The sequence below is a fragment of the Desulfosporomusa polytropa genome (genome assembly GCF_055380075.1).
On record NZ_AP042400.1, the window covers coordinates 998,644 to 1,022,789 of the forward strand.

15 protein-coding genes, 5 tRNA genes and 1 pseudogene are annotated in these 24,146 nt (G+C 45.3%); 19 read left to right on the top strand and 2 right to left on the bottom strand.

Annotation, left to right across the window (positions count from 1 at the left end; genetic code table 11):
• Positions 1-98: 98 nt before the first annotated feature.
• From ACZ449_RS06525 to ACZ449_RS06585, 13 genes are all read left to right on the top strand, one after another.
• Positions 99-175 (top strand) — tRNA-Asp (locus tag ACZ449_RS06525).
• A 142-nt stretch (positions 176-317) separates the two neighbouring features.
• Positions 318-393: transfer RNA gene (locus tag ACZ449_RS06530), tRNA-Phe, on the top strand.
• A 5-nt stretch (positions 394-398) separates the two neighbouring features.
• Positions 399-473 (top strand) — tRNA-Gly (locus ACZ449_RS06535).
• A 7-nt stretch (positions 474-480) separates the two neighbouring features.
• Positions 481-555, top strand: a tRNA-Cys gene (locus ACZ449_RS06540).
• Positions 556-601: 46 nt separating this feature from the next.
• Positions 602-690, top strand: a tRNA-Leu gene (locus ACZ449_RS06545).
• Between the two features lie 737 nt (positions 691-1,427).
• Positions 1,428-4,943: a helicase-related protein gene (locus ACZ449_RS06550; RefSeq protein ID WP_464260237.1), complete on the top strand. Its 3,516-nt coding sequence runs from the start codon at positions 1,428-1,430 to the stop codon at positions 4,941-4,943.
• A gap of 12 nt (positions 4,944-4,955) precedes the next feature.
• Entirely contained in the window at positions 4,956-7,835 is a 2,880-nt protein-coding gene (locus tag ACZ449_RS06555; RefSeq protein ID WP_464260238.1) for a DUF1156 domain-containing protein, read from the top strand.
• A gap of 11 nt (positions 7,836-7,846) precedes the next feature.
• Complete coding sequence (locus ACZ449_RS06560; protein ID WP_464260239.1) at positions 7,847-10,705, top strand: ATP-binding protein; 2,859 nt, start codon at positions 7,847-7,849, stop codon at positions 10,703-10,705.
• 204 nt (positions 10,706-10,909) lie between these two features.
• A complete protein-coding gene (locus ACZ449_RS06565; RefSeq protein ID WP_464260240.1) occupies positions 10,910-12,361 on the top strand; it encodes an ATP-binding protein in 1,452 nt (483 codons plus the stop codon).
• A gap of 825 nt (positions 12,362-13,186) precedes the next feature.
• A complete protein-coding gene (locus ACZ449_RS06570) occupies positions 13,187-13,357 on the top strand; it encodes a hypothetical protein (protein WP_464260241.1) in 171 nt (56 codons plus the stop codon).
• Positions 13,358-13,392: 35 nt separating this feature from the next.
• Positions 13,393-13,575, top strand: a complete 183-nt coding sequence (locus ACZ449_RS06575) for a hypothetical protein (RefSeq protein WP_464260242.1) — start codon at positions 13,393-13,395, stop codon at positions 13,573-13,575.
• A 292-nt stretch (positions 13,576-13,867) separates the two neighbouring features.
• The gene (locus ACZ449_RS06580) at positions 13,868-14,041 is read left to right on the top strand and encodes a DUF2281 domain-containing protein (RefSeq protein ID WP_464260243.1); all 174 of its coding nucleotides are present in this window, start codon (positions 13,868-13,870) and stop codon (positions 14,039-14,041) included.
• Positions 14,038-14,418 (top strand): type II toxin-antitoxin system death-on-curing family toxin, encoded by a 381-nt coding sequence (locus ACZ449_RS06585; protein ID WP_464260244.1) that lies wholly within the window; start codon positions 14,038-14,040, stop codon positions 14,416-14,418. The genes ACZ449_RS06580 and ACZ449_RS06585 overlap by 4 nt, the downstream gene beginning before the upstream one ends.
• 411 nt (positions 14,419-14,829) lie before the next feature.
• Here ACZ449_RS06585 and ACZ449_RS06590 read toward each other — a convergent pair whose 3' ends face one another.
• Entirely contained in the window at positions 14,830-15,465 is a 636-nt protein-coding gene (locus tag ACZ449_RS06590; RefSeq protein ID WP_464260245.1) for a hypothetical protein, read from the bottom strand.
• A 138-nt stretch (positions 15,466-15,603) separates the two neighbouring features.
• On the opposite strand from ACZ449_RS06590, the pseudogene ACZ449_RS06595 reads away from it, so the two are divergent.
• Positions 15,604-15,754: pseudogene (locus tag ACZ449_RS06595) on the top strand (Tn3 family transposase); the annotation flags it as partial.
• 644 nt (positions 15,755-16,398) lie between these two features.
• Here ACZ449_RS06595 and ACZ449_RS06600 read toward each other — a convergent pair.
• On the bottom strand, positions 16,399-18,219 hold the full coding sequence (locus tag ACZ449_RS06600) for a serine hydrolase domain-containing protein (RefSeq protein ID WP_464260246.1): 1,821 nt from the start codon (positions 18,217-18,219) through the stop codon (positions 16,399-16,401).
• A 732-nt stretch (positions 18,220-18,951) separates the two neighbouring features.
• On the opposite strand from ACZ449_RS06600, the gene ACZ449_RS06605 reads away from it, so the two are divergent.
• From ACZ449_RS06605 to ACZ449_RS06625, 5 genes are all read left to right on the top strand, one after another.
• The gene (locus tag ACZ449_RS06605) at positions 18,952-19,374 is read left to right on the top strand and encodes a DUF3795 domain-containing protein (protein ID WP_464260247.1); all 423 of its coding nucleotides are present in this window, start codon (positions 18,952-18,954) and stop codon (positions 19,372-19,374) included.
• 42 nt (positions 19,375-19,416) lie between these two features.
• On the top strand, positions 19,417-20,085 hold the full coding sequence (locus ACZ449_RS06610; RefSeq protein ID WP_464260248.1) for a DJ-1/PfpI family protein: 669 nt from the start codon (positions 19,417-19,419) through the stop codon (positions 20,083-20,085).
• Positions 20,086-20,346: 261 nt separating this feature from the next.
• Positions 20,347-21,909: a choice-of-anchor I family protein gene (locus ACZ449_RS06615; RefSeq protein ID WP_464260249.1), complete on the top strand. Its 1,563-nt coding sequence runs from the start codon at positions 20,347-20,349 to the stop codon at positions 21,907-21,909.
• Between the two features lie 23 nt (positions 21,910-21,932).
• On the top strand, positions 21,933-22,880 hold the full coding sequence (locus ACZ449_RS06620; protein WP_464260250.1) for a bifunctional metallophosphatase/5'-nucleotidase: 948 nt from the start codon (positions 21,933-21,935) through the stop codon (positions 22,878-22,880).
• A 297-nt stretch (positions 22,881-23,177) separates the two neighbouring features.
• Positions 23,178-24,089, top strand: a complete 912-nt coding sequence (locus tag ACZ449_RS06625; protein WP_464260251.1) for a helix-turn-helix transcriptional regulator — start codon at positions 23,178-23,180, stop codon at positions 24,087-24,089.
• Positions 24,090-24,146: the final 57 nt, after the last annotated feature.

Genomic DNA, 24,146 nt, shown 5'->3' on the forward strand with positions numbered 1-24,146 from the left:
ATAATAAATTCCGTCGCACTGCTTTCGAGGTCAAGAGAATTTTTGTAGTATTGACTTTATTCGAAGGCTCATATATACTAAGTATTGCGATTGCACGCGGCCCTGTGGTGTAGCGGTCTAACATGCCGCCCTGTCACGGCGGAGATCGACGGTTCAAATCCGTTCAGGGTCGCCATTTACCTTAGCCCCTGCGGGTGGCTAGAAATGTCCATATGCTAGGCGCGACGAGAACCGTAGCGGAGGCGTACACGAGAGCACGTTGAGCAACGGATCGCAGGAGCAACAACGAAGATGGGCGTTTATAGACAGCTGCATATGCCTCGGTAGCTCAGTCGGTAGAGCAGAGGACTGAAAATCCTCGTGTCGACAGTTCGATTCTGTCCTGAGGCACCATTTAAGCGGAAGTAGCTCAGCGGTAGAGCATCGCCTTGCCAAGGCGAGGGTCGCGAGTTCGAATCTCGTTTTCCGCTCCATTTTAGTGGCGACATAGCCAAGTGGTAAGGCAGAGGTCTGCAAAACCTCTATTCCCCAGTTCAAATCTGGGTGTCGCCTCCAAATAAATAAAGAAGCCGCATGAGTGGCTTTCTATATATCATACCATGCCGGGGTGGCGGAACTGGCAGACGCACGGGACTTAAAATCCCGCGGGTAGAAATACCCGTACCGGTTCGATTCCGGTCCTCGGCACCAATATCTATAAGACTTCGCAGTCATTGCGGAGTCTTTTTCATGTTCAAAGTCTCGTGGGTCTTGACAACATTTTGTTACCCCGTTTTTTGGGTAAGAGGGCCTTTCTGGCTGTCGTGGTTGCACAAGGAGGCCTTATTGGATGACCGCCCTGAGCGAAAGGCGATAGCCTTTGAGCGCCCATTCAATCGGCGGCCGGTTGCAGCCGCATAGCTTCGGGCGCCCCGGTAACCCCTGGAGCGAGCGGGGTCGGAGCTGCTGGCAGTCTGTGCAGCGGTGGCGTTTCGCTGCGCTGGCTGCATTGTGGCGTAGGCTGCGAGGAAGGTCGGCAGGGATGGGAGTGTTAGCTGATTCCCCTGCTGCTCTGCCCAGACTTTGAATAGGCAGTTGGCAGGACTACGGTTCCAGCGATAGCGGCCCCTGGGGAGGAACGGTGGTCCGTTGGATGTGGGGCGATGAGCGATTGCTTCAGGATATGATTGTATTGAGTGGTAATTATCGATAGCAACAGCTTTATAGGCACCAAGAAAACAAATTGTTTTAATTTGGTAATACAAAAAGGATTTACTAATATACTATAGAAATGTTGTAGAAATATGGGAATAATAGTTGAAGTGAATAAATTAACGCAGAATTGAAGGAAATAAAGGCTAACGTAACGAAATTTTTGTAACGTAAAGCCATGTTAAACCGAAAAATGAATATTTCGACATTGTAGAATCAGGATGGGGTAAGTCGCAATGAAACTGGAAGATATAAAGAAAAATGCAGCGATTGCAGGTGTTGAACCTGGGGAAGTTGTCCGTGTGGTTACGACCGAGGCAGTCGGTGATAATGCTATTACTGTGTATTATAAAACACCGGATGGGCGCCTATTAGAACGGATGTTATTCCGTACTGATGAGGCCAATTTGTCTTTGGCTGAAGCCGGTCGTCCTTGGGCATTTGATGCGCCAGGGGCTGAGTTTAAACTGGTCACCGAAGCTTATCGAATTAACTTGGCGCATTTATTTGACCCTATGATGGCCGTACACACTTCCAATGTTGAACCGTTGCCCCATCAGATTACAGCAGTTTATGAATCTATGTTGCCGCGCCAACCACTGCGATTTGTGCTGGCTGATGACCCTGGTGCCGGTAAAACCATTATGGCAGGTCTTTTTATCCGGGAACTTTTGATGCGAGCAGATGCCCGTCGGGTGCTTATCGTGGCTCCTGGCAGCTTGGTGGAACAGTGGCAGGATGAAATGTATGAGAAATTCGGACTTTCATTTACTATTTTTTCGCGTGAGCAAGTGGGTGAGTTGCGGAGTGGTAATCCTTTTGAAGACATTGATCTTATGGTTGCGAGGGTAGATCAGCTCTCACGTAGCGAAGAATTGCAGGAAAAACTGCGGCTCAGCCATTGGGATTTGGTGGTGGTCGATGAAGCGCACAAACTATCTGCCAGCTACTCTGGTAAAAAAATCAGCAAGACCAAACGCTTCCTGCTGGGAGAACTGCTAGGCTCAATCACCCGGCATTTCTTGCTCATGACAGCAACCCCCCATAATGGCAAGGAAGAAGAGTTTCAACTGTTCCTTTCCCTGCTGGATTCTGATCGTTTCTATGGCAAATTCCGCGATGGTGCGCACAAAGTAGACGTAAGCGACCTGATGCGTCGTATGATAAAGGAAGACCTACGAAAGTTTGATGGAACACCACTCTTTCCCGAACGGCGGGCCAACACAGTAAACTATAAATTATCTGATGCTGAAGCGGCGCTCTACTATTCAGTAACAGACTATGTAAAAGAAGAAATGAATAAGGCCGATCGCCTCGAAGACGGTAGTCGCAAAGGTACTGTCGGCTTTGCGCTGACCTCGTTGCAACGTCGCTTGGCTTCCAGCCCGGAAGCCATTTACCAATCACTTAAACGCCGCAGGGAAAAGCTGTCACGGCGGGTGGAAGAGGAAAAACTACGTCAACGTGGCCAAATTCTCGCCGAAAACATCGCGCCCAACGGCAGCACTGACGATGTTTGGGAAGCCGCGGACGCTTTATCTGCAGAGGACTATGAGAGTTTCGAAGAAAAGGTAGTAGATCAGGCTACTGCGGCCCAGACTATTCAAGAGCTAGAGGCAGAAATCCTCATCCTAAAAGAACTGGAGGAACAAGCCCGTCAAGTGGTTCATTCCGACCAAGACCGCAAATGGGAGGAACTGTCCAACCTCTTGCAAAATACGCCGGAGATGCGGGATGCTGACGGGCGGCAGCGCAAACTTATCCTGTTCACCGAGCATAAAGATACACTAAACTACCTAACTGTCAAAATTCGCGGTCTTTTAGGCAGTGATGAGGCGGTAGATGTAATACATGGTGGCGTTGCCCGTGAGCAACGGCGCAAGGTGCAGGAAATGTTCCGCAATGACTCTAAACTGAGGGTGCTCATTGCCACCGATGCTGCGGGCGAAGGTGTTAATCTGCAAAACGCCAATCTTATGGTTAATTACGATCTTCCCTGGAACCCAAACCGGCTGGAGCAGCGCTTTGGCCGGATTCACAGGATTGGACAGACTGAGGTATGTCATCTGTGGAACATAGTGGCGGCAGAAACTCGCGAAGGTGACGTATTTCAGCGCCTCTTAGAAAAATTGGAAAATGAGCGGCAAGCCCTGGGAGGGCGGGTTTTTGATATTCTGGGCGAAATCTTTGAGGAAAAGAGCCTTAAAGATTTGCTCATCGAAGCCATACGCTATGGTGATGACCCGGAAGTTCGGGCCAACCTGCTGAGAAAAGTGGATGGAGCGCTTGACACAGCACACCTAGAAGATATTATCAAACGCAACGCACTCTGCGAAGAGGTGATGGATGAACGTCGCCTCTATGCAATTAAAGAGGAAATGGAAAAAGCCGAAGCGCGCAAACTACAACCTTATTTTATTCGTGCTTTCTTCCAAAAGGCTTTTGAGCAGCTTGGTGGGGGCCTCAGACAGAGGGAACCCGGGCGTTTTGAAATTACCCATGTACCAGCCATCATCCGCGAGCGGGACCGGCAGATTTCCGGACGTGACCGTAAGAACGCCAATCCAGTGCTGCGTCGCTACGAACGAGTCTGTTTTGAAAAACAATATGTCCGCATGTTAGACCGTATTGGTGCACCTATGGCTAGTTTTGTCCATCCGGCTCATCCGCTTATGCAAGCGGTTACCGACATTGTATTGGAACAGCACCGCAATAAACTGAAACAAGGGGCTTTATTAGTGGACCCTGCCGATATGGGCCTGACACCAAAAATGTTGTTTATCATCGACCACTCAGTAAAAGAAGGTACTGACCCCAGTCAAGTGGTTTCCCGGCGGATGCAGTTCATAGAGATCGACCCTGATGGCAAAGCCATTAACGCCGGTTGGGCACCACACCTAGACTTGGAGACTTTCGATCCGAAAGACTTGCTACTGGTGCAGGATGTGTTTAATGCGCCGTGGTTAACCCAAAATTTTGAGCAATTAGCCCTGCATTATGCCTCAAGCCAACTGGTACCCGAACATTTTATTGAAGTAAAGACTCACCGTGAAGGGCGAGTAAACAAGATACTGACCGCAGTACATGAGCGCTTGATGAAAGAAATCAATTACTGGCAGGACCGCGCTATTAAATTAAAAGAAGGTGTGGCAGCTGGTAAGCAGCCACTGATCAATTACGAAAATGCACTGCGAACGGTAGACGACATGAGCGCCCGCCTGCAAACCCGGACTGCCGAGTTGGAAGGTATGCGTCATGTGGTTTCAGCCACGCCAGTTATTGTGGGCGGTGCACTAGTGATACCTGCGGGTCTTTTGATTCAACGCAAAGGGCAACCAGGTTGGTCAGCTGATGCCGATGCTCGCCGGCGGGTGGAAATCGTGGCTATGCAAGCTGTTATGGCGGCTGAACGAGCTTTGGGGCATGAGGTATATGACGTCTCAACGGAGAAATGCGGTTGGGATGTTACTAGCATTCCCCAAGCAGTTGATGGTAAACTTCCACCAGCCCGGCATATCGAAGTCAAAGGACGTGTCAAGGGCAGTACGACCATCACAGTTACCCGTAACGAAATTCTCTATGGTTTGAACCAACAAGAAAAGTTTATTCTTGCCATTGTTTTGGTGGAGGGTGAGCAGCTAGAAGGTCCTTACTACATACGAGAGCCCTTTAGACAAGAGCCCGATTGGGCCGAAACAAGTAAGAATTTAGACCTTGGGCAACTACTGGCTCGAGCAAAACGACCAAGATAAGGCGGAGAAAACATGGTAGACATCAAAACACCAAAAAAACTAATTGAAGTGGCTTTGCCGCTAGACGCTATCAACGCGGCGGCGGCAAGGGAAAAATCCATCCGTCACGGTCATCCCAGCACATTACATCTCTGGTGGGCACGTCGCCCCTTAGCGGCAGCCCGTGCCGTTATCTTTGCTCAGATGGTCAATGATCCAGGCTATGAGCGGCACTTAGGCCGGGGCGTCAACAAAGAAAAGGCCACCCTGGAACGCGAACGGCTCTTTGGCATTCTGGAACGCTTAGTGCTTTGGGAAAATACCAATAACGAAGAAGTGCTACAGGAAGCTCGCGAGGAGATTTTGAAATCCTGGCGTGAAACCTGCCAACTGAATAGAAACCATCCCCAGGCTGAGGAATTGTTCAACCCAGACAAGATACCTGCCTTTCATGACCCTTTCGCTGGTGGTGGGTCGCTACCGTTGGAAGCGCAGCGTCTGGGATTGGAAGCTTGGGCCTCTGACCTTAACCCGGTGGCGGTGACTATTAATAAGGCCATGATTGAGATTCCGCCCAAGTTCGCGGGGCGAGCACCTGTTGGACCTATCACGTCAGGGGAAAAACAATCTTCTTTTATGGAAGATTGGTCTGGAGCGAAAGGACTGGCTGAAGATGTGCGCCGGTATGGTATTTGGATGCGAACTGAGGCCGAGAAACGAATCGGGCATTTGTATCCGAAAGTGGAGATTACTAAAGAAATGGCAATAGAACGGCCGGACTTGAAGCTGTTAAGAGGCGAAAAGCTAACAGTAATTGCTTGGCTTTGGGCTCGAACGGTAAAAAGTCCGAATCCAGCTTATTCTCATGTGGATGTGCCGCTGGTTTCTAGCTTTGTTCTCTCTAGTAAAGTGGGCAAAGAGGCTTATGTGGAGCCAGTAGTTACAGAGAATGGCTATAACTTTTGCGTAAGGCTTGGAATACCTCCTGTAAATGCGAATAACGGTACTAAGGCAAGTGGGCACGGTGCAAATTTTCATTGCCTATTGTCGGACGCTACAATCTCAGGTGATTATATTAAAGCGGAAGGTCAAGCTAAGCGAATGAGTGCTAGGCTAATGGCGATTGTTGCGGAAGGACCTAGTGGTAGGATATATATTTCGCCTACAATGGAGATGGAAAGCATAGCTGAACAAGCTCAACCACATTGGAAACCGGTGGGAGAAGTACCAGCAAGATTAACAGGAGGTACATGTGTTCCTTACGGACTAAAAGAATGGGGTGATCTTTTTACTCCGCGGCAATTAGTAGTCTTGTCCACGTTTTCTGATCTTGTGCAAGAATCTATATCGAAAGCGTACGTTGACGCTATTGCCTCTGGCGTGGCCGACGGCGGAATGGGCTTAGATGAAGGTGGCTTGGGGGCAAGAGCGTATTCAGAAGCTGTGGGAGTGTATTTGTCGCTTCTAGTGAACCAAGTTGCTAATCATTCTTCGTCCATTTGCGGATGGAATTCAACTAATGCACAAATGAGGAGTGTTTTCGCACGACAAGCTATTCCTATGGTCTGGGATTATGCTGAAAGTAATCCTTTTTGTAATTCGTCGGGAAGTTTCAATAATTTGTTTGAACGTCAGATAAAAGGTTTTTCTGTACTAGGAGTAGGTATACCTGGAAAATCATTGCAGGCAGATGCCACAGCTCAAACTTTATCGAATAATAAAGTAGTATCTACCGACCCACCGTATTATGACAATATCGGCTATGCTGATCTTTCAGACTTTTTTTATACCTGGCTGCGTAAATCGTTAAAAACTGTGTTCCCCAGTCTATATGCCACATTGGCAGTACCCAAGGCCGAAGAATTAGTTGCCACTGCCTATCGACATGGCGGAAAAGAACAAGCAGAGACTTTTTTTCTTAATGGCATGACCCGGGCAATTCACGGATTAGCTGAACAATCTCACCCGGCCTTTCCAGTGGCGATTTATTACGCCTTTAAACAATCAAGCACTAAGAACGATGTAGGCATCTTTAGCACTGGATGGGAAACATTTTTAGAAGCGGTATTACAAGCCGGATTTGCTATAACTGGGACGTGGCCATTGCGTACCGAAAAAGAGGGCCGAGTTGTTGGAAATGGCACCAACGCCCTTGCTTCCAGCATCGTTCTTGTCTGTCGAAAACGGGACACTGATGCAACTATTTCACGTCGCGACTTCATAAGAGAACTTAATGCTGTGCTCCCTGAAGCCTTAGATGAGATGACTCGTGGAGGCATAAACTCGCCAGTGGCGCCCGTGGATCTGTCTCAAGCCATCATTGGTCCAGGTATGGCTATTTTCAGCTGCTATGCTGCTGTGTTGGAGGCAGATGGCAGACCTATGTCAGTGGGGTCTGCTTACAACCTTATTAGTCGATTCTTAGCTCAGGGTGACTTTGAGCAGGAAACTCAGTTTTGCTTGAGTTGGTTTGAAGACTCAGGTTGGGGTGAAGGACAGTACGGTGTAGCCGAAGTGCTCTCCAAATCCAAGGGCACTAGTGTTAACAGTCTGCAACATGCCGGTGTGGCTGAAAGCAGTGGTGGTAAGTTCCGTCTGCTGCGATGGGCGGAGTTACCCAGTGACTGGTCGCCCCGCAAGGATACGCACACTCCAATATGGGAAGGGCTACACCAGCTTATCCGGGCGCTAAATCATGAAGGCGAAGCTGCGGCAGGACAACTGTTGTCCGCCATGCCTGCTGTGGCCGAACCAGCAAGGGCGTTGTCTTATCGACTCTATAATCTCTGCGAACTAAAAGGTTGGGCCGAAGAAGCCCGAGCCTATAACGAATTTATCAACTCCTGGCAGGGTATTGAACAGGAGTCCTATAAAGTGGGCCATGTTGGCACACAAACGGAACTCGACATGTAGGAGGTGGCTCCATGAGCCTCAAACCATGGCGTGAAATCGCCATTCCCCATGAAGATGTGTTAAAAGGGACTTTTCAGCAAGCCGAATTTGCAGCCGATCTCTCGCGGGTACATGAAGGGACAGCGACGGCAGAGTATCAGAATGCGGCGCTATTTTATCAGCGCACCTTTATCACTGAAGGCATGAAGCTACTACTGGATTCTGTGGTACGTCGTTTATCCGGACTGGGCGGTGACCCAGTTATTCAGTTGCAGACGTCATTTGGTGGTGGTAAAACCCACACCATGTTGGCAGTTTATCATTTGGCGAAAGGAAATGTGGCAGCTAGCGAGTTAGCTGGTATTCCGCCCATCCTCGATATGGCAGGGGTAACAGAGTTGCCCCAGGCTAGTATTGTCGTGCTGGACGGCACACGGTTTGCCCCGAGCCAGCCTAAGCTACGTGACGGCGTGACAGTGCGGACTTTGTGGGGAGAACTTGCCTGGCAGATTGGGGGCTTAGAAGCTTATCGGCAGATAGAGGCCAGTGATATGAACGGTACAGCTCCTGATTCGGAATTGCTTGAACAGCTTCTCTCTTCACGCGAACCGGTGGTTATCCTGGCGGATGAGTTGGCGGCTTATGTGCGCCAGTTTGAGGAAGGACGCAGTTATCCGGGCGGGACTTTCGAATCAAACCTGACTTTTATTCAAAATCTTACTCAGGCGCTCAAAGCTGTACCACGGGCTATCCTACTTGCATCGCTGACAGAATCCAAACAGTCTGAAGCTGGCAGTGTTCGCGGCCAAAAAGCCCTGGATCGTATGGAAGGCGTTCTTGCCAAGGAAAGCCTGGAAAAAGTATTTGGCCGGGTTCATGCATTGTGGAAACCGGTGGCTACTGAAGAAGCCTTTGAGATTGTGCGGCGGCGGTTGTTTGCCGATATCATAGATAGACAGGAGGCCGAACAAGTCTGCCGGAGTTTTGCCGACTACTATTTGGAAAACGGGCAGGACTTTCCCCGAGAAACCCAGGAAAGTCGCTATTATGACCGGTTACTTAGTGCTTATCCTATTCATCCTGAGGTGTTCGATCGGCTCTATGAGGATTGGTCTTCTTTGGATAATTTCCAGCGTACCCGGGGCGTACTCAAGCTAATGGCTAAGGTAATCCATCGGTTATGGAAAGATAATAACCAAGACTTGCTGATTCTGCCAGGCAGTTTGCCGCTGTATGATGCTGACGCTCGCAACGAGGCCATATATTATCTACCTGCCGGCTGGGACCCGGTATTGGAACGCGACATCGATGGCGACCGCGCCGAGACTACAGCCATTGAAAACCATGATACTCGCTTTGGTAGTGTGCAAGCCTGTCGCCGCGCAGCGCGTACGGTTTTCCTGGGGAGTGCTCCTAGCTCATCTAACCAAATGGTACGAGGTTTGGAACAGGAACGACTGCTCTTAGGGGTAGCCCAGCCGGGACAGACGGTAGGTCTTTTCAAAGATGCCGTGCGTCGGTTGGAAGATCGGTTGCATTACATCAACCATGCAAACAATCGCTTCTGGTTTGATACCAAGCCCAACCTTCGTCGAGAGATGGAGGAACGCAAGCGTCGTTTTAATGATAAAGAAGAAGTAATTCCTGAAATTCGCGACCGGTTGCGACGCAGCTTGGGCGGTAGTATGTTTAATTCTGTTCATGTCTTTACTGTCAGTAGTGACATTGCAGATGATGAGCATCTCAGGTTGGTGGTGCTACCACCAGCGGCAGCCTATAGCCACAGCACACCGGCACTGGCGACAGACCGGGCTTTGGAGATTTTACGATTCAGGGGTGACCAGCCCAGGCAAAAGCAAAACCGCTTACTGTTTTTGGCGGCTGACTATGATGTGGTAAGCAGGCTCAAAGATCAAGTTCGCTCGATGCTTGCTTGGAAATCGATTGTTGATGATAGTCGGGATATGCGGCTTAATCTAGATCAGTTTCAACTCAAGCAAGCCAACCAGAGTCTTGATGGAGCAAGTAAAGCTCTAGTGCGTATGGTTCAAGAAGCCTATAAATGGATTTTGTCCCCCATGCAAGAGGCAATTCCCGGTAGGGGAGTCTCGGAAATTCGTTGGGAGCATTTCTCCATCAATGCCAGCGCGTCTAATATGGCGGCTGAAGTATTACGAGTGTTAAAGGAAAATGAAGTTCTTATTACCGAGTGGGCGCCCGTTCATCTGGCCAAATTACTGCAAGACTGGTTTTGGAAGGACGCACCCGATGCCGGAGCGACCGATGTGTGGCAGAAGAGTTGCGCTTATTTATACATGCCGCGTCTCAAAGATGACACAGTGTATCAGTTAGCCATCGAAGCCGGTTCAACGAGCCGAGATTTCTTTGGCTTGGCACAAGGCAAAGAGGGCGACAAATATCTGGGCTTTACCTTCGGTAGTCGCACGGGAATATTTATGGACAATTCACTCCTGTTGGTTGAGCCGAGTGCTGCTATATTTGAGGAGAAAAAGCGGGCAGAGCAGCAAACTGCGTTTCAGCCAGAACCGGGGCGTGGTGGGGTGAGAGAGGTTCCGCCAGAAGGTGGAATTACTATTACTGGCGGCCATGTACCGCCAGCTACGCCAGGACAACCGGTGCCACCGTCTAATCCGACAGCTAAGAAACATTTTTACGGCAGCATTGAGCTGGATCCAGTTCGTGTCAAGTTACAGTTTAATGATTTAGTGGATGAAGTCATCAGTAACTTTACGGCTAAACCAGGCGTACATGTCAAGATCGCTATTGAGATTGAGGTTGAAGCTGATGCCAATTTTGACGATTCGCTGCAGCGCGTGGTGAAAGAGAACTGTAATGTCTTGAAATTTAAGACAGCAGAGTTTGATGAGTGACTTGGATTGAGAAGATAGGCAACCATAAGGGCAACAAAATTTATAAGATGCAGAAATAGTGCTGACAAAGGTATCAATCTATTAGTGGCAGTATGTTGTGGATTTAGGAAAGAAAGCTGGAAAAGGGACGACGTACCTGACCCCACGTCCCTTCTAAAGTGTGAGTAACCAAATACTGAGATTTACATAGCTGGGGGGCTTCAAATGCAAGAACGTCTGAGCCGGATCTTAGATGAGTTGCGGCTGTTACCTAAAGAGACGGAATGGGTAGAATTTAAAGAGAATAATGCTGATCCTCAACAAATTGGCGAATATTTATCAGCATTATCAAATGGTGCGTGCCTTCATGATAAGGGCAGTGCCTATCTTGTGTTCGGTATTGAAGATGTCACTCATGCTGTTAAAGGGACCGCTTTTCGTCCGCGACAAGAAAAAATAGGTCAGCAGGAAATAGAAAATTGGCTTGCTACCCAGCTTAAGCCGCATATTGACTTCACAATACATGAGTTTGAATACCATGAGCATAATGTTGTTGTCTTTGAAATTGATGCTACCGCGCATATACCTGTCGCTTTTCGAGGCGTGGAATATATCAGGATAGGGTCTTATAAGAAAAAACTTGCTGATTTTCCGGAAAAGGCCCGCAAGATATGGCTTAAGACTAGTCAAATTGCTTTTGAGCTAGGGCTGGCTAAGATAAATGTGAGTGAGGATGAAATACTAAGATTGTTTGAATACCCTAGCTTCTTTAATTTGCTAAATCTTAATCTGCCAGCCAATAAGAACGGTATCCTTGAAAAACTGGCAGAAGAAAACATGATAGTCCATGAAAAAGGGGAGTATCATATTACTAATATGGGAGCAATTTTATTTGCCCGGCAGTTAAGAGATTTTGAAAAGTTACAGCGTAAGGCAGTCCGTGTAATTATTTATAAAGGTAAGAACCGATTAAAAACAATTAAAGAGCATGTTGGCGGAAACGGGTATGCCGTGGGTTTTGAGGGACTTATTAATTATATAAATGACCAACTCCCAACCAATGAGGAGATTGGCCGAACATTCCGGAAAGAAGTAAAAATGTATCCAGAACTTGCTATTCGCGAATTGGTAGCCAATGCTATCATTCACCAGGATTTTACCGAATCTGGAACCGGTCCAATGGTTGAAATATTCAAAGACCGTATTGAAATAAGTAACCCAGGCAAACCAATTATTAGTACGTTACGATTTATTGATCATAGTCCACAATCCAGAAATGAGAAACTAGCTAGCTTTATGCGACGGATTAATGTCTGCGAAGAGCGAGGGAGCGGTATTGATAAAGTGATAGATTCTGTTGAACTATATCAATTGCCAGCACCAAACTTTATTGAGGGAGACAATTTCTTACGAGTCATCTTATATGCTTATAAAACATTGAGACAGATGGATAAGGAAGATAAAATCCGTGCGTGTTATCAGCATTGTTGCTTAAAGTATGTATCGTCCGACGCAATGACAAATCAATCATTACGCGAACGTTTCAAGATTGAAGAAAGAAATTATGCCACAGTATCTAGGATTATTGCAGATACGGTTACTGCTGGACTGGTTAAGGACTATGATGCTACTAGTAAATCAAAAAAATATGCAAAGTATATTCCGATGTGGGCTTAGGCTGAAAAACGTTTTATGTGATGGTTATGTGATTGAAGAAGCTTATTTTTGAGTACTTCTCTTGTGAATCCGGTGTTTTCAAGCTCTCTTTATGTGATGATTATGTGATTTAAAAAAGAAAAGTACTTTGATGGATAGTTTCGTAACTCCAAACCTCTTTCTCTTGCAGACGCATAGCTTGTCATTTACCATAGAATTAAAACTATGAAGAGGTGACACCATGCGAATCTGCATTGCCCCCCGGCCACAGCGGCCCCACGGAACAAGGCGCCTGCGCCGCCGGTTTTACCGAGGCGACATTAACTTATCATCATCCATCGCCTTTCAGGTAGGCAGCCTGCTTGCTGTCAAAGGCCATGACGTAATTTTTACACTCACGGCGGCGATATTGACGATGACGGTCTGTAGAAGCAAAAGGCCGTTCATTTTGCTTCTAACTAAAAACGATATCCAATGTTTGCTACATTGGGTATGATATAAGGAATATACCTTGGTAGTGTAAGTAGTGACATTAGCAGATAAACTGTTATAGGACTTTACGGAATAGCTAAGTAGTGCCTCACTATCGCGTAGTACTTCCGGCCAGATGATTGCCGCCGGTCTTCAGGCACTGGAAGCCGATTTATACTATTTCGGCCGCACCCGCAAGCCAAAGCAGGAAGGGGTATTACTCCTTAGCCCGCCTACTTTCTTTTCTTGTATTTAAGATGAGCGTTGCTTACAAGGGACAAGGCTCCTGTCCCCTTGTCCCTCCTCGGTTGAAATCGTATACCATTTTTCATTACTATTTGTGTCGTTTGCGATAGCGGCGAAATGGAGGTTATTATGAAAGATTTGCAAGGTACGCCCCAAAGTACACCAGAGAGTACGCCTGCGATTGGCAACGAGGCTGTGCACACTGATATAAAGAAGAAAGATATCGATCAAATGATTGAAGAATTCAAGAAGGCCAATCCGGGGAAAAGTCAAAGAAAAATTTACCGAGGTGTCTTTTAGAACCAATAGGAATGTTTCATAGGAGGGATAATCAAATGAAAAATATGGAAATGCAAGTTGAAGGTGATAAGTTGATAATTACAGTAGATCTATCCAAGCGCTTTGGAAAGTCGAGTAGCGGCAAATCAATCATTATTGCAAGTAGTGAAGGTAATCAAGCTGTGCCGGGAACTGAGGAAATTAAAGTAGGTTTGAACGTTTACACGAAACCCGAATAAAGTCTGAAACTGTTATAGGACTTTAAGAAATTAGCTAAGTAGTGCCTCACTATCACTAGTACTTCCGGCCAGCTGATTGCTGCCGGTCTTCAGGCACTGGAAGCCGATTTATACTATTTCGGCCGCACCCGCAAGCTAGAAGCAGGGGTATTACTCCTTAAGCGAGTAGGTTTCCCTGCCTACTTTCTTTTCTTGTATTGAAGATGAGCGTTGCTTATGAGGGTGTGTTTTTGGGTTGCTCCTTTTCCTAAACTGTTTTATTGGGTATAATATACATATAGGAGGTGGCATCATGACCCTAGCAGAAAAGCTATTAAAGGATTTTAAAAAATTGCCCGAAGATAAACAACATCAAGTGATTGATTTTGTTGAATTTCTTAATAGCAAACAACAAAACGAATTGGCCACAATCATGGATGATATTATAAGTGAAAATAAAGAGGCGCTGCTGGAGTTAGCTAAATGATGCGCCTGCTGACTGTTCCGGATATCATCCTACTGCATAAGAAACTGATAGAACAAACCGGTGGTAGTCATGGCATTCGTGACGCTGGTTTAATTGAAAGCGCGGTAAACCGCGCCTTAGCCACTTTTGATGGACAAGACCTGTATTCTACAGTGGAATCAAAGATTGCGGCTGTTACCTACAGCCTGGTAAGTAACCATGGATTTATTGACGGCAATAAGCGAGTGGGAATAATTGCCATGCTATTGCTGCTTAGGATCAACGGCTACCACTTGTCCTATACGCAACAAGAACTTATTACGTTGGGTCTGTCACTTGCAGATGCCTCGGCTACTGAAAACGATATACAGGGTTGGATAGAAGACCATAAAAAATAGACGGCCATATGGCTGTCTATTTTACTTAATGGCTTTAGCCAGTGGAGTGCGTGAATTTTGCGCTCCACAATAAACCACCCGTTAAGTAGTGCCTCACTATCGCATAGTACTTCCGGCCAGCTGATTGCCGCCGGTCTTCAGGCACTGAAAGCCGACTTATACTGTTTCGGCCGCACCCGCACGCCAAAGCAGGAAGGGGTATTACTCCTTAGCCCGCTACTTTCTTTTCTTGTATTGAAGGTGAGCGTTGCTTATGAGGGACAAGAATCCTGTGCCCTGTTCCTCTTGTCCCTTTCTTATCAGTACATGACACGCTTGCTGGTACTACTCCTAATTATGTCAAAAGAACTGTCTCTGCGACAGTTCCGGAAGTAAACCTCAATTCATAGAAATATATTTAGCCCCGTAGGGTTAGCGATCATCATCATTAGTTCCTTTTTGTTGTTTCATTGCAGGCTGCGCTATAAGGTTAGACAAAGAAGCCCAGGAAGCCTCTTTTCCTTGTTTTACCTCCGTTCTTAAAAGAACCACCATGATGCCACGGGCAATAATCGCAACTAACAAAAATAAGCTAAAGTCAAGATACTTTGCGATTGAAGGTAGGTAATGAAAAATATCCAGACGATCAAATAAAAAATCATAAATTACAAAAACAAATAACCCCGCCCACACTACACTCCACTGTAAATATTTTTTCCATGAAAAAGTGTATTGATATACCAGCATAGCATATAGAGGCATAAGGGTGACGTCACCTAAAAAGATGTTAGGTGTGAAAGGCAGCACCATTTTTAGGTATTCCCATAGACCCAACTGCTCACCTATTGAGTCATAAACTGTGAAAGCCATAGCAACTAACGAACCGAAGAGTAGTATCTCGGTAAATCGCTTCCTGTCTAAAAAATAGAAGAACAAAGCGTAAGAAATAAGTAACAGGAGTACTTGGACAAACCATGTAGGCGAAAGAAAATGATCTGTAACCCACTGGGTAAATATTAGGTTATTCAAGTGCTCAGATGCTTGACGAATTTGGTCATTAGTTACCATCTGTACCCCCAAAACGAAAATATCATATATAGCTTGCCTGCAATATACAGTTTTATTCCAAGAAACAGTCAAGAAAAGCATATACATGGCGGTTATACATAAACATACGGAAAAAACATTGCTGATAATTGGCGTGTCATATTGAAGTATGAGTCAGATTTACGAATCAAGGAACACTACACCGATACGGCAGGCTTTACCGATCATGTTTTTGCCTTGATGCATTTACTCGGTTTCCGGTTTGCACCGCGCATTCGTGATTTGGCGGATAAGCGCCTGTTCGTTCCGCAGAATCGAAAAAATTTTCCGGCCATCGATGCTTTAATTGGCAGGACTATCAATGATTTCAATATGGTTCAAACATTACCTGGTGGAGTTGAGATAGTAACTCTTACAGCCGGATTGAGGAAAGACGGGGTAATCGCTTTAATTCGCGCTAAATAGTAATGTGCTGTCGAACTGGTAGCACTCCCGGTCATGCGCGACAGGGTGCACAGGTAATAAGAAATGGAGGGTTTTAAGTGAATAAAAGCAACGAATTTAATTCTAATTCTGTGCCTATGTGCCTATTGGTTATATTTATGAAGATATTCTTAACAATTTTAAGGAAAATCCACCAGATACATGGCTTCTTTTTGATAAACTCGAACGCTTAAACAGTGATTATCCTGAGTTAGTCGAAGTTATTAAAAACAGTCCTGTGTTCAGGGAATGACATAAGGGGACGACGTCCCTGAGTGTCTCTAATTTGCTGCCGTAGCCAGACATACCGCCAGCTGATGAAGTCTGGGAGGATGGAGGTGTGCCAGAAGCTTGAACCGTATCGCGTCCATGTCTTGACCTACAGAAGTACACTCCCCTGAAAATCACCTTACTCAAACCAAATAAAAACATCTCTTTCCTTCTTAAAAGCCAAAGGTTAGGCTCGATTGCTCATTTGGTGAGGGAGATTGCAGGCTTGCCAGCCAATCTCTGGCTAATGTGTTGGCCCAATCGGTCTGCAAAACTTCCAGTGCTTCCGATAGAAGTATTAAGCAATACCACGGCGGCGTAGTCGCCTTTGGGATTGAAGAAAGCATAGGAACTGTAGCCACCAGTTGCACCGTTGTGCCAGTAGTTTCCAGATTCAATTTCGTAGAACCAGGCAAGTGCGATGCGTGTTCCAGGAAAGGAGTCAGCGCGCAGTTCATGCTGCTGAGTGAGCGCGACGGAGAGTGTGGCAGACGCGGTGGATTTGGCAATAGGCTTGAAGGCCGCAGGATGGAGATTGGCCTCAAGGTAGGTAAGCATATCCCCTGCCGTGGATCGGATGGCTCCTGCTCCAGCCAAAGCGTCCATATTCCAGGCGTGTGCCGGACGATGATCTTCGCTGTGGCCGGGGATGAAGCGAATTAATTGCTCGGGGGTAAGGGAAACAGTTGTGTCTTTGAGACCGAGTGGATCGACGATTTCCTCTTTTAGAAGGGCGGGATAAGTGAGACCGGAATGGACGGCGAGGGCTTGGCCGAGAAGACCAAAACCGAGGTTGCTGTAAAGGAAGCCGGAGGTGGTTGGTTTGGCAACACCTCGTTTGGCCAGAAACTCATAGAGATTGACCGGATGATAGACATAAGGGTTGGCTAAATCGGCAGGTTTAAAGTTATCCGGCATTCTTGGAAGACCAGATTGCTGAGTGGCGAGATCAAGAAGGGTGATTTCATCGCCTGCTGGTTTGGCAACAGTTACGAACGGCAATAGCTCGCGGACAGGTTCATCGAGCGTAACTTTGCCCTGCTCAACTAGCTGCGAAAGGATAAGCCCGGTGAATGTCTTTGTGATGGAGCCGATTTCGAAAATCGAGTCAGGCTTGGCGGTGCCATAACTGAATATACGGCGAACCCCGTGTTCAACAACTGCGATGGTGACGCCTGCGCCGGTTGTGGGGCTAAGCCACCCGGACTTGAGAGCTTCAGCGATGTCCTTGTCGAGAACCGATTGAAGGTTGGCTACCGCTACGGGGGGCAAAGCAGGATCGAAGGTGGGCGAAGGAATGGGAGCAGCGGTTAGTTCGACCGCCTGGCGTGTAAAGTTCAACGACAAAGGGCTGCCCTGGTTCCATGTGCCAATCAAGGCCTTTCCGTCAGCGGAGAGTTTACCGCTCCAGTGTCCAAGAACCACTGGAACATCGAAGGAGAAATCGTCACCCGAAAAGAGAACATTGGCGCATTCGAAACCCATTGCGTGCTGATCCAAGCTGTCAAGGGTGCACAACTCGTGCCCTGCGCTATCGCTCTTCACGTGTATCTGGATGCGCAGTGTAGCGCCGTTATCCTGCAAAGCCCCTAACCAGATGCCATCGACGGGGGTGGGTTTGGCGGCAGGAATAAAAGTGTCGCGAACGAAGTTCAGGGGCTGTGGTGTTCCCTGGTCCCATGTTCCAGTTAGTCCGTCGGCTGTGATGATGCCCTTCCACATCCCATAGACGGCGGGTATGGCGAAGGTAATGGATTGTCCGTCGAGATGAAAGTCGGAACAAGGAAGACCGATCGCACCTTGATCGATGCTGTCGAGAGTGCCTGTCACTGTGCCTGCTGCATCGACCTTCAGATGAAGCTTTATGTGCAGGGAGTCGAGGGTTCCTGCGTAGTCTCCACAGATAGTTGTTTTTTGTGCCTGCGATTGGTCGGCAACGTCTTCCGCTGCAGCTAAGCTTGGCATCCAGATGGCCAGGCTTACTGCCAACACACAAAACAGCGCTCGTATTATTTTTTTCATCAACATTCACTTCCTATTCGTTATATTTTGGCAGTGGAATGGGTTGACGTATCGATAACGTGTTTGAGAACTGATATATAATACAGACGACGTCCATTTCTATAATATACCATTTTTGTGGTATTACAAACTGATTATTTTGCTTTTCTGCAGTCCGTGTTGTGGATACTAAAAGAAAATAGTAAGGCAAGGCATTTTTATGACAAGAATGGATTTAGAAAACCATCGTTCAGCCAACAAAGGAGTTTGAGAAGTTAATAGTGATGTCAATACTGAAGAGAAGCTATCCAAGCCAAGTTATGGATAGCTTCTCTTTTCTTTAAAGCAGGTGACATATGATGAGAGGAGCAGTCTAGACTCACCTTACCGTATCTTCCCTCAAAATAATTTTAACAAAGTGGTGAAAGCTGCACATCATTTTTTCATTACTATTTCTGTTGTCCGCGGTAGCGGCCAAATGGAGGTTAATATTGAATGAGTACTATTTTAAGCAATTATTACTCCATTTAATTAATTCGCCAAATATATCTTTTAAATTAATGCCTTTATCAGTCATACAACATTTCTCCATGGTTTCTCCTGGTAAAGTAGCTACAAATAATGTAACTACTTCCTTTACTATAATATTAACTCTATAATTAATACAACACAATGTATGATAGATCTAAAAGTTCTTTTTCCGATTATTGCTGATTGTAGAAAATCAAATAAGTGATTAAAGGATGGTAATGTATGGACTATCAAAACATGACTGCGCCCTGCGGATTAGACTGTTTTAATTGCCCCATTTATCTGGCAAACACTGATGACAATTTGAGAGAAGCTATTGGTATGCGACTTAATGTTCCAGCAGAAAAAGCCGTGTGCCACGGCTGCCGCAACGTATCTGGAGTAATCGCTGCCATTGGACGAAATGCACCTTGTTATATCTATCAATGTATTAAGCGAAAAGGGATAAACTTTTGTTACGATTGCATCGACTTTCCATGTGACTATTTGCACCCTTACGCCGACCAAGCTGACCAAAGACCGCACAATACAAAAGTGTTTAATTCTTGTCTAATTAAAAAAATGGGGCTAGAAAAATGGGCAAAGGAAAAGGCCCACAAGGTCAAAGAGTCTTATTTCAAGGGCAAAATTAAATTAAATGATTAGTATTTATTCGGAAAAAGCTAAAAAAGAGGAGTCCTGTACGGTATGACTACGTTTATAAATGAGGAAAGATCAACAGATGTGCATATCGAAAAATATATTTATGTCCTTGTATTTGATGGCATGGCCGATTGGGAACCGGCTATTGCTCTTTGTGAATTAAGACGACGGGGGCAACTCGCTGTTGTCAGTGTTGGTTTTTCAAAAGAGTCAATTACTACTATGGGTGGCTTAAAGGTAACGCCAGATATAACTTTATCTGAGATTAGTCACGATAACACACTGTTGTTACTATTACCAGGTGGCGAAATGTGGCAAAAGAAAAAACCTGAATTTAGGAAGTACTTTAATTATATTGAGATTCTTGAAAGTATGTTAATTGACTTTCATAAACAAGGGGTGCCAATAGCAGCAATTTGCGGAGCTACAATAACGATGGCTCGAGCCGGGCTTTTAAGAAGCATTAGACATACAAGCAATGCCCCTGGCTTTCTAGATCAATTTGTACCAGACTATTGTAATGAATCTGATTATGTTGTTGATTTTGCAGTTCGCGATGGTAATATAATAACGGCTAGCGGTGGAGGCTCGGTTGAGTTTGCTCGTCTCATTATTGAGCTCCTGAAAATTTATCCTGAATCTCAAATAGAAGAATGGTACCAAATGTTCAAATGTCCAAAGAATTCATTTAGCCAATTGCCAAATTTCCAATAGTATATATAGTTACTTTTCAGTACATGACGCGGATGTTTACGACACTGGCAAGTTTCTTTTCGTCATCCTTGTTGTTTTATGTCGCTGATAATGGTAAGTACTAGAGAGCAAAGGGACTTATTTTGCTTCTAATCCCGTCCTATTGACACTTTTCTCCGCTTCACAGATGATATCTTAACGAAAACTTAAACTCTTCATAACCAAACTTCTTCTTCTGAAATGTATAATAATGTAAAGAGGATTATACAAGGAGGAAGATTTTTGAAAACGAAGGCATGGACATTTTTGGCGGCATCACTTTTGTACCTGGTTTCATCAATAGGTACTACCGTATTTGCCGGGAATAGTAATGGTGGCAATCAGGAGATTGCGCTAAAACATTTATCTAGCTATGCTACTGGTTTTTCCAATCCTGATGGTGGAGTGGCAGAAATAGTAAAATTCAATTCAGATAATAAAAAGATGTACATAGTAAATGGTGCTACTAAAACGGTTGACATCGTAAAATTGAATTCTGATGGTACTACCGCTTTTGATGTAGCTACCGATAGAATTGACATTAGTAAAACAATACCGGGCTTTACATTTGGCGATATCACCAGCGTTGATGTAAATACCAAGAAAAAAATAATTGCGCTCGCAGTGCAGGAGACAGACTACACAAAACCTGGGGCAGTAGTGATTTTGGATTATAATGGAAAACTTATCAGATACATTGCTACTGGCGTTCAACCGGATATGGTTACCTTTACGCCTGACGGCAATTATATTCTAACTGCTGATGAGGGAGAACCGAGGCTGGGTTACGAACCTGGAACGGTAGATCCCAAAGGCTCGGTAACTATAATTGATTTACAAAAAGGCATAGAAAAAGCAACTGCGGCTATAGTTGGTTTTGAAAGCTTCGATGCAAAACGCGAACAGTTGATCAGTGATAAGGTTCTTTTAAAAAAAAGGGTTGCTCCGGCACTGGATTTAGAGCCAGAATATATTGCGATAAGTGCAGATAGCAAAAAAGCATATATCAGTTTGCAGGAAGCAAATTCGATAGCGGTGTTAGATATAAAAAACAAGAATTTTATTACCCTAAAAGGGCTTGGCTTTAAAGACCATAGTTTAGAGAAGAATGCAATTGATTTAGTAAAAGATAAGAAAATCGACATAAAAGCGCAGAATGTGTACGGAATCTATATGCCTGACGGTATTGCCATATATGAAAGCAAAGGTAAAACCTACATTTTAACGCCGAACGAAGGTGATGGTAGAGAATGGGGTTCTTACAGCAATATTGCTACAACCGTAATTGACGGGCAAAAAGTAGATGTCTTAAATAACTCGGAACAGGAAGGGTTGGCAGCCGATAAAAGTTATACTTTTGGTGCGCGGTCTTTCTCGATTTGGCAGGCAGATACTATGAAGCTGGTATTTGATAGTGGCAGTGACTTCGAAACCATAACAGCTGAAAGGTATCCCAAGTATTTTAATGCTTCCAATAAGGATACATTTATAGACAGTCGCAGTGGTAAAAAAGGTCCAGAACCTGAGGATGTAAAGGTCGGCATTATTGGAGATCAGGTGTATGCCTTTGTTGGCTTGGAACGAATTGGCGGTGTAATGGCTTATAACATTACAGATCCTGCCAATGCTTATTTTGTTGAGTATAGTAATACGCGTGATTTCAGTAATAAAATTGCCGGCGATGTTTCGCCAGAAGGCCTATGTTTTGTAACTGCTGCCAAGAGTCCGACAGGTAAGTCGCTACTTTTAGCTGCTAATGAAGTTAGTGGCACGGTTGCTATCTTTGAAATGCAACAAGCCAGATGAAAAAAATAAGGAGGTAGCAGAGCATGTGCAAAAAAATAGCCTATCTTGTTACTGTTGCAATTGTTATATCTTTAATAATTCCAGTAGGTGTATTTGCTGGGCCAAGTCAGCCGCACGTATTCAATCTGACAATAATTCATACAAACGATTTCCACGATTATGAACCATATGCCTTGGCAAGAAAAGCATCTATCATAAAACAGATACGGGCCGAAAAGAAAAATGTATTACTTATCGATGGTGGCGATCTTTCTATTCGTGGTCCATATCATAAGGTCTTTTACGGAGAATTGGAGATGGCTGTACTAAACGCACTAAAGTATGATGTCTGGGAACTCGGAAATAATGAGTTTAAAGCTCATCCCGATCAGGCTGTAACTGACGAGAAACTATATAATTTAATAAATCAGGCAAACTTTCCGACTCTTTGTGCCAATGTCAGGACGCAAGATGGCGAATATTTGCCAGGTGTACAGCCTTATGTAGTCAAACAGGTAGCAGACATGAAAATAGGTATTTTAGGGGTAACTTCAAATAAAGTCAAGAAGTACCCACAAGCTTCTAATAAAATTGTGGAAGATGCCTTTACTACGGTGAAAACACTTATTCCCGAGGTGCGTAAGGCATCAGATATTCAAATAGTACTGTCACACGCGGGACTTGCGGGAGATTTACAGATTGATAAAGACCTTGCAGATAGCGGTATTTCCTTTATAATCGGCGCTGATGATCATTTTGTCATTCCTCAGCCTATATATCGCTCAGGGGGAATCCCCATCACCCAAGCAGGGGGAGAGGATAACATCTTTCTCGGCAGATTGGACTTAACTTATGAAAACAAGGATGGGAAGTGGGTTTTGAAGTCGCATAAGGGAATGCTGTATCCTATAAATGACAAGGTGCCTATGGATACAGAAATAAAGAAAATTGTAGACCGATTTTTGAGCAAGGCTAACAGAGTGGCTGCCTAAAAAACAACTGCCCGGCCCTGCAAGCCCTTGAATCTTTTAAACTGCGAGCTAGTAAGAGTTGTCATAAGAAAAGACTTGGCTTGTGCAAGTCCCTCAGGACGTCGGCAGAAGCCTTAGTCGTTCTTATGTCAACAGAATTTCGTTATAAATTCTGGTAGACTAAAAAAGGCCGGCTGCATGAGCTGGTCTTAACTAAAAACTGATATTATGTGTAAAGCCGGCAGATCCTGTTGCCGGCTTTGGTATTTTCTATGCACATTCCGTCGGTATATGCTATAACTATGGTAGGTGATGGAAATGAAAATAGCCAGATTGTTGGAAATTACTACTCTTTTGCTTAGTCGTGGTACACTGACTGCCCGTGAATTAGCGGAGCGCTTCGGCGTCTCTACCCGGACCATTTACCGGGATGTTGAGGCATTATCCACCGCCGGTATCCCCATTTATATGAGCAAAGGCAATGGCGGCGGTATCTCGCTCTTGGAAAATTACACACTGAATAAAATGCTGCTGTCCGACCAAGAAAGCGGCAGTATCATGCTGGCCTTAAAGTCGCTCCAATCCACCCAATATCCTGAGATTGACAAGATACTGGATAAAATGGAAGCTGTTTTTAAAAATACGCAGGCTAACGACTGGGTTGATGTCGATTTTTTCTATTGGGGAAGCAGCCCCAATGAGCGAAATAAGTTCAATGATATTAAACATGCCATCGTCAACAGACAAGTCATTACTTTCGAGTACGTTAATGCGAAGGGTGACCGAGGCAGCCGCGCAGTCGAGCCTCTTAAATTATTTTATAAAGGCAGCTCATGGTATCTGGTTGCCTATTGCCGCAAACGAAACAGTCAGCGCCTGTTTCGAATATCACGGATAAAGAACGTTGTGTCAACAACTGAGTCCTTCACTCCGAAGTTGCTACAGGACTGGGAAAAAGAAAAAGCGCCTCCGATGATATTTTTGAAATTAAAGTTTTGCGACAAGGTACTTAGTCGGCTCTATGATGATTTTGACGATACCCATATTGTCAAAAAGGACAATGGAATGATAGAAGTCGAGGTCGCCTTTCCTGAAAACGAATGGCTGTATGGCTATCTTCTGTCTTACGGCCATTTTGTCGAGGTGATGGAGCCGCCCCATGTCAGGGATATTCTCATCAAACGAATGAAAGAAACCTTAAAAATGTACGAAGATCCTTCTTATATATGACATACAGTTGTCTTATTCGCTGTGTTATTATCAGATTATGGAAGGAGCTGATAGAAA

What these genes read in the sequence shown, in the direction of transcription:
- ACZ449_RS06600 (WP_464260246.1), bottom strand. Translation starts at nt 18,219, where the DNA reads ATGAAAAAAATAATACGAGCGCTGTTTTGTGTGTTGGCAGTAAGCCTG.
- ACZ449_RS06610 (WP_464260248.1), top strand. Translation starts at nt 19,417, where the DNA reads ATGACTACGTTTATAAATGAGGAAAGATCAACAGATGTGCATATCGAA.
- ACZ449_RS06580 (WP_464260243.1), top strand. Translation starts at nt 13,868, where the DNA reads ATGACCCTAGCAGAAAAGCTATTAAAGGATTTTAAAAAATTGCCCGAA.
- ACZ449_RS06605 (WP_464260247.1), top strand. Translation starts at nt 18,952, where the DNA reads ATGGACTATCAAAACATGACTGCGCCCTGCGGATTAGACTGTTTTAAT.
- ACZ449_RS06590 (WP_464260245.1), bottom strand. Translation starts at nt 15,465, where the DNA reads ATGGTAACTAATGACCAAATTCGTCAAGCATCTGAGCACTTGAATAAC.
- ACZ449_RS06555 (WP_464260238.1), top strand. Translation starts at nt 4,956, where the DNA reads ATGGTAGACATCAAAACACCAAAAAAACTAATTGAAGTGGCTTTGCCG.
- ACZ449_RS06620 (WP_464260250.1), top strand. Translation starts at nt 21,933, where the DNA reads ATGTGCAAAAAAATAGCCTATCTTGTTACTGTTGCAATTGTTATATCT.
- ACZ449_RS06625 (WP_464260251.1), top strand. Translation starts at nt 23,178, where the DNA reads ATGAAAATAGCCAGATTGTTGGAAATTACTACTCTTTTGCTTAGTCGT.
- ACZ449_RS06565 (WP_464260240.1), top strand. Translation starts at nt 10,910, where the DNA reads ATGCAAGAACGTCTGAGCCGGATCTTAGATGAGTTGCGGCTGTTACCT.
- ACZ449_RS06585 (WP_464260244.1), top strand. Translation starts at nt 14,038, where the DNA reads ATGATGCGCCTGCTGACTGTTCCGGATATCATCCTACTGCATAAGAAA.
- ACZ449_RS06550 (WP_464260237.1), top strand. Translation starts at nt 1,428, where the DNA reads ATGAAACTGGAAGATATAAAGAAAAATGCAGCGATTGCAGGTGTTGAA.
- ACZ449_RS06575 (WP_464260242.1), top strand. Translation starts at nt 13,393, where the DNA reads ATGAAAAATATGGAAATGCAAGTTGAAGGTGATAAGTTGATAATTACA.
- ACZ449_RS06570 (WP_464260241.1), top strand. Translation starts at nt 13,187, where the DNA reads ATGAAAGATTTGCAAGGTACGCCCCAAAGTACACCAGAGAGTACGCCT.
- ACZ449_RS06560 (WP_464260239.1), top strand. Translation starts at nt 7,847, where the DNA reads ATGAGCCTCAAACCATGGCGTGAAATCGCCATTCCCCATGAAGATGTG.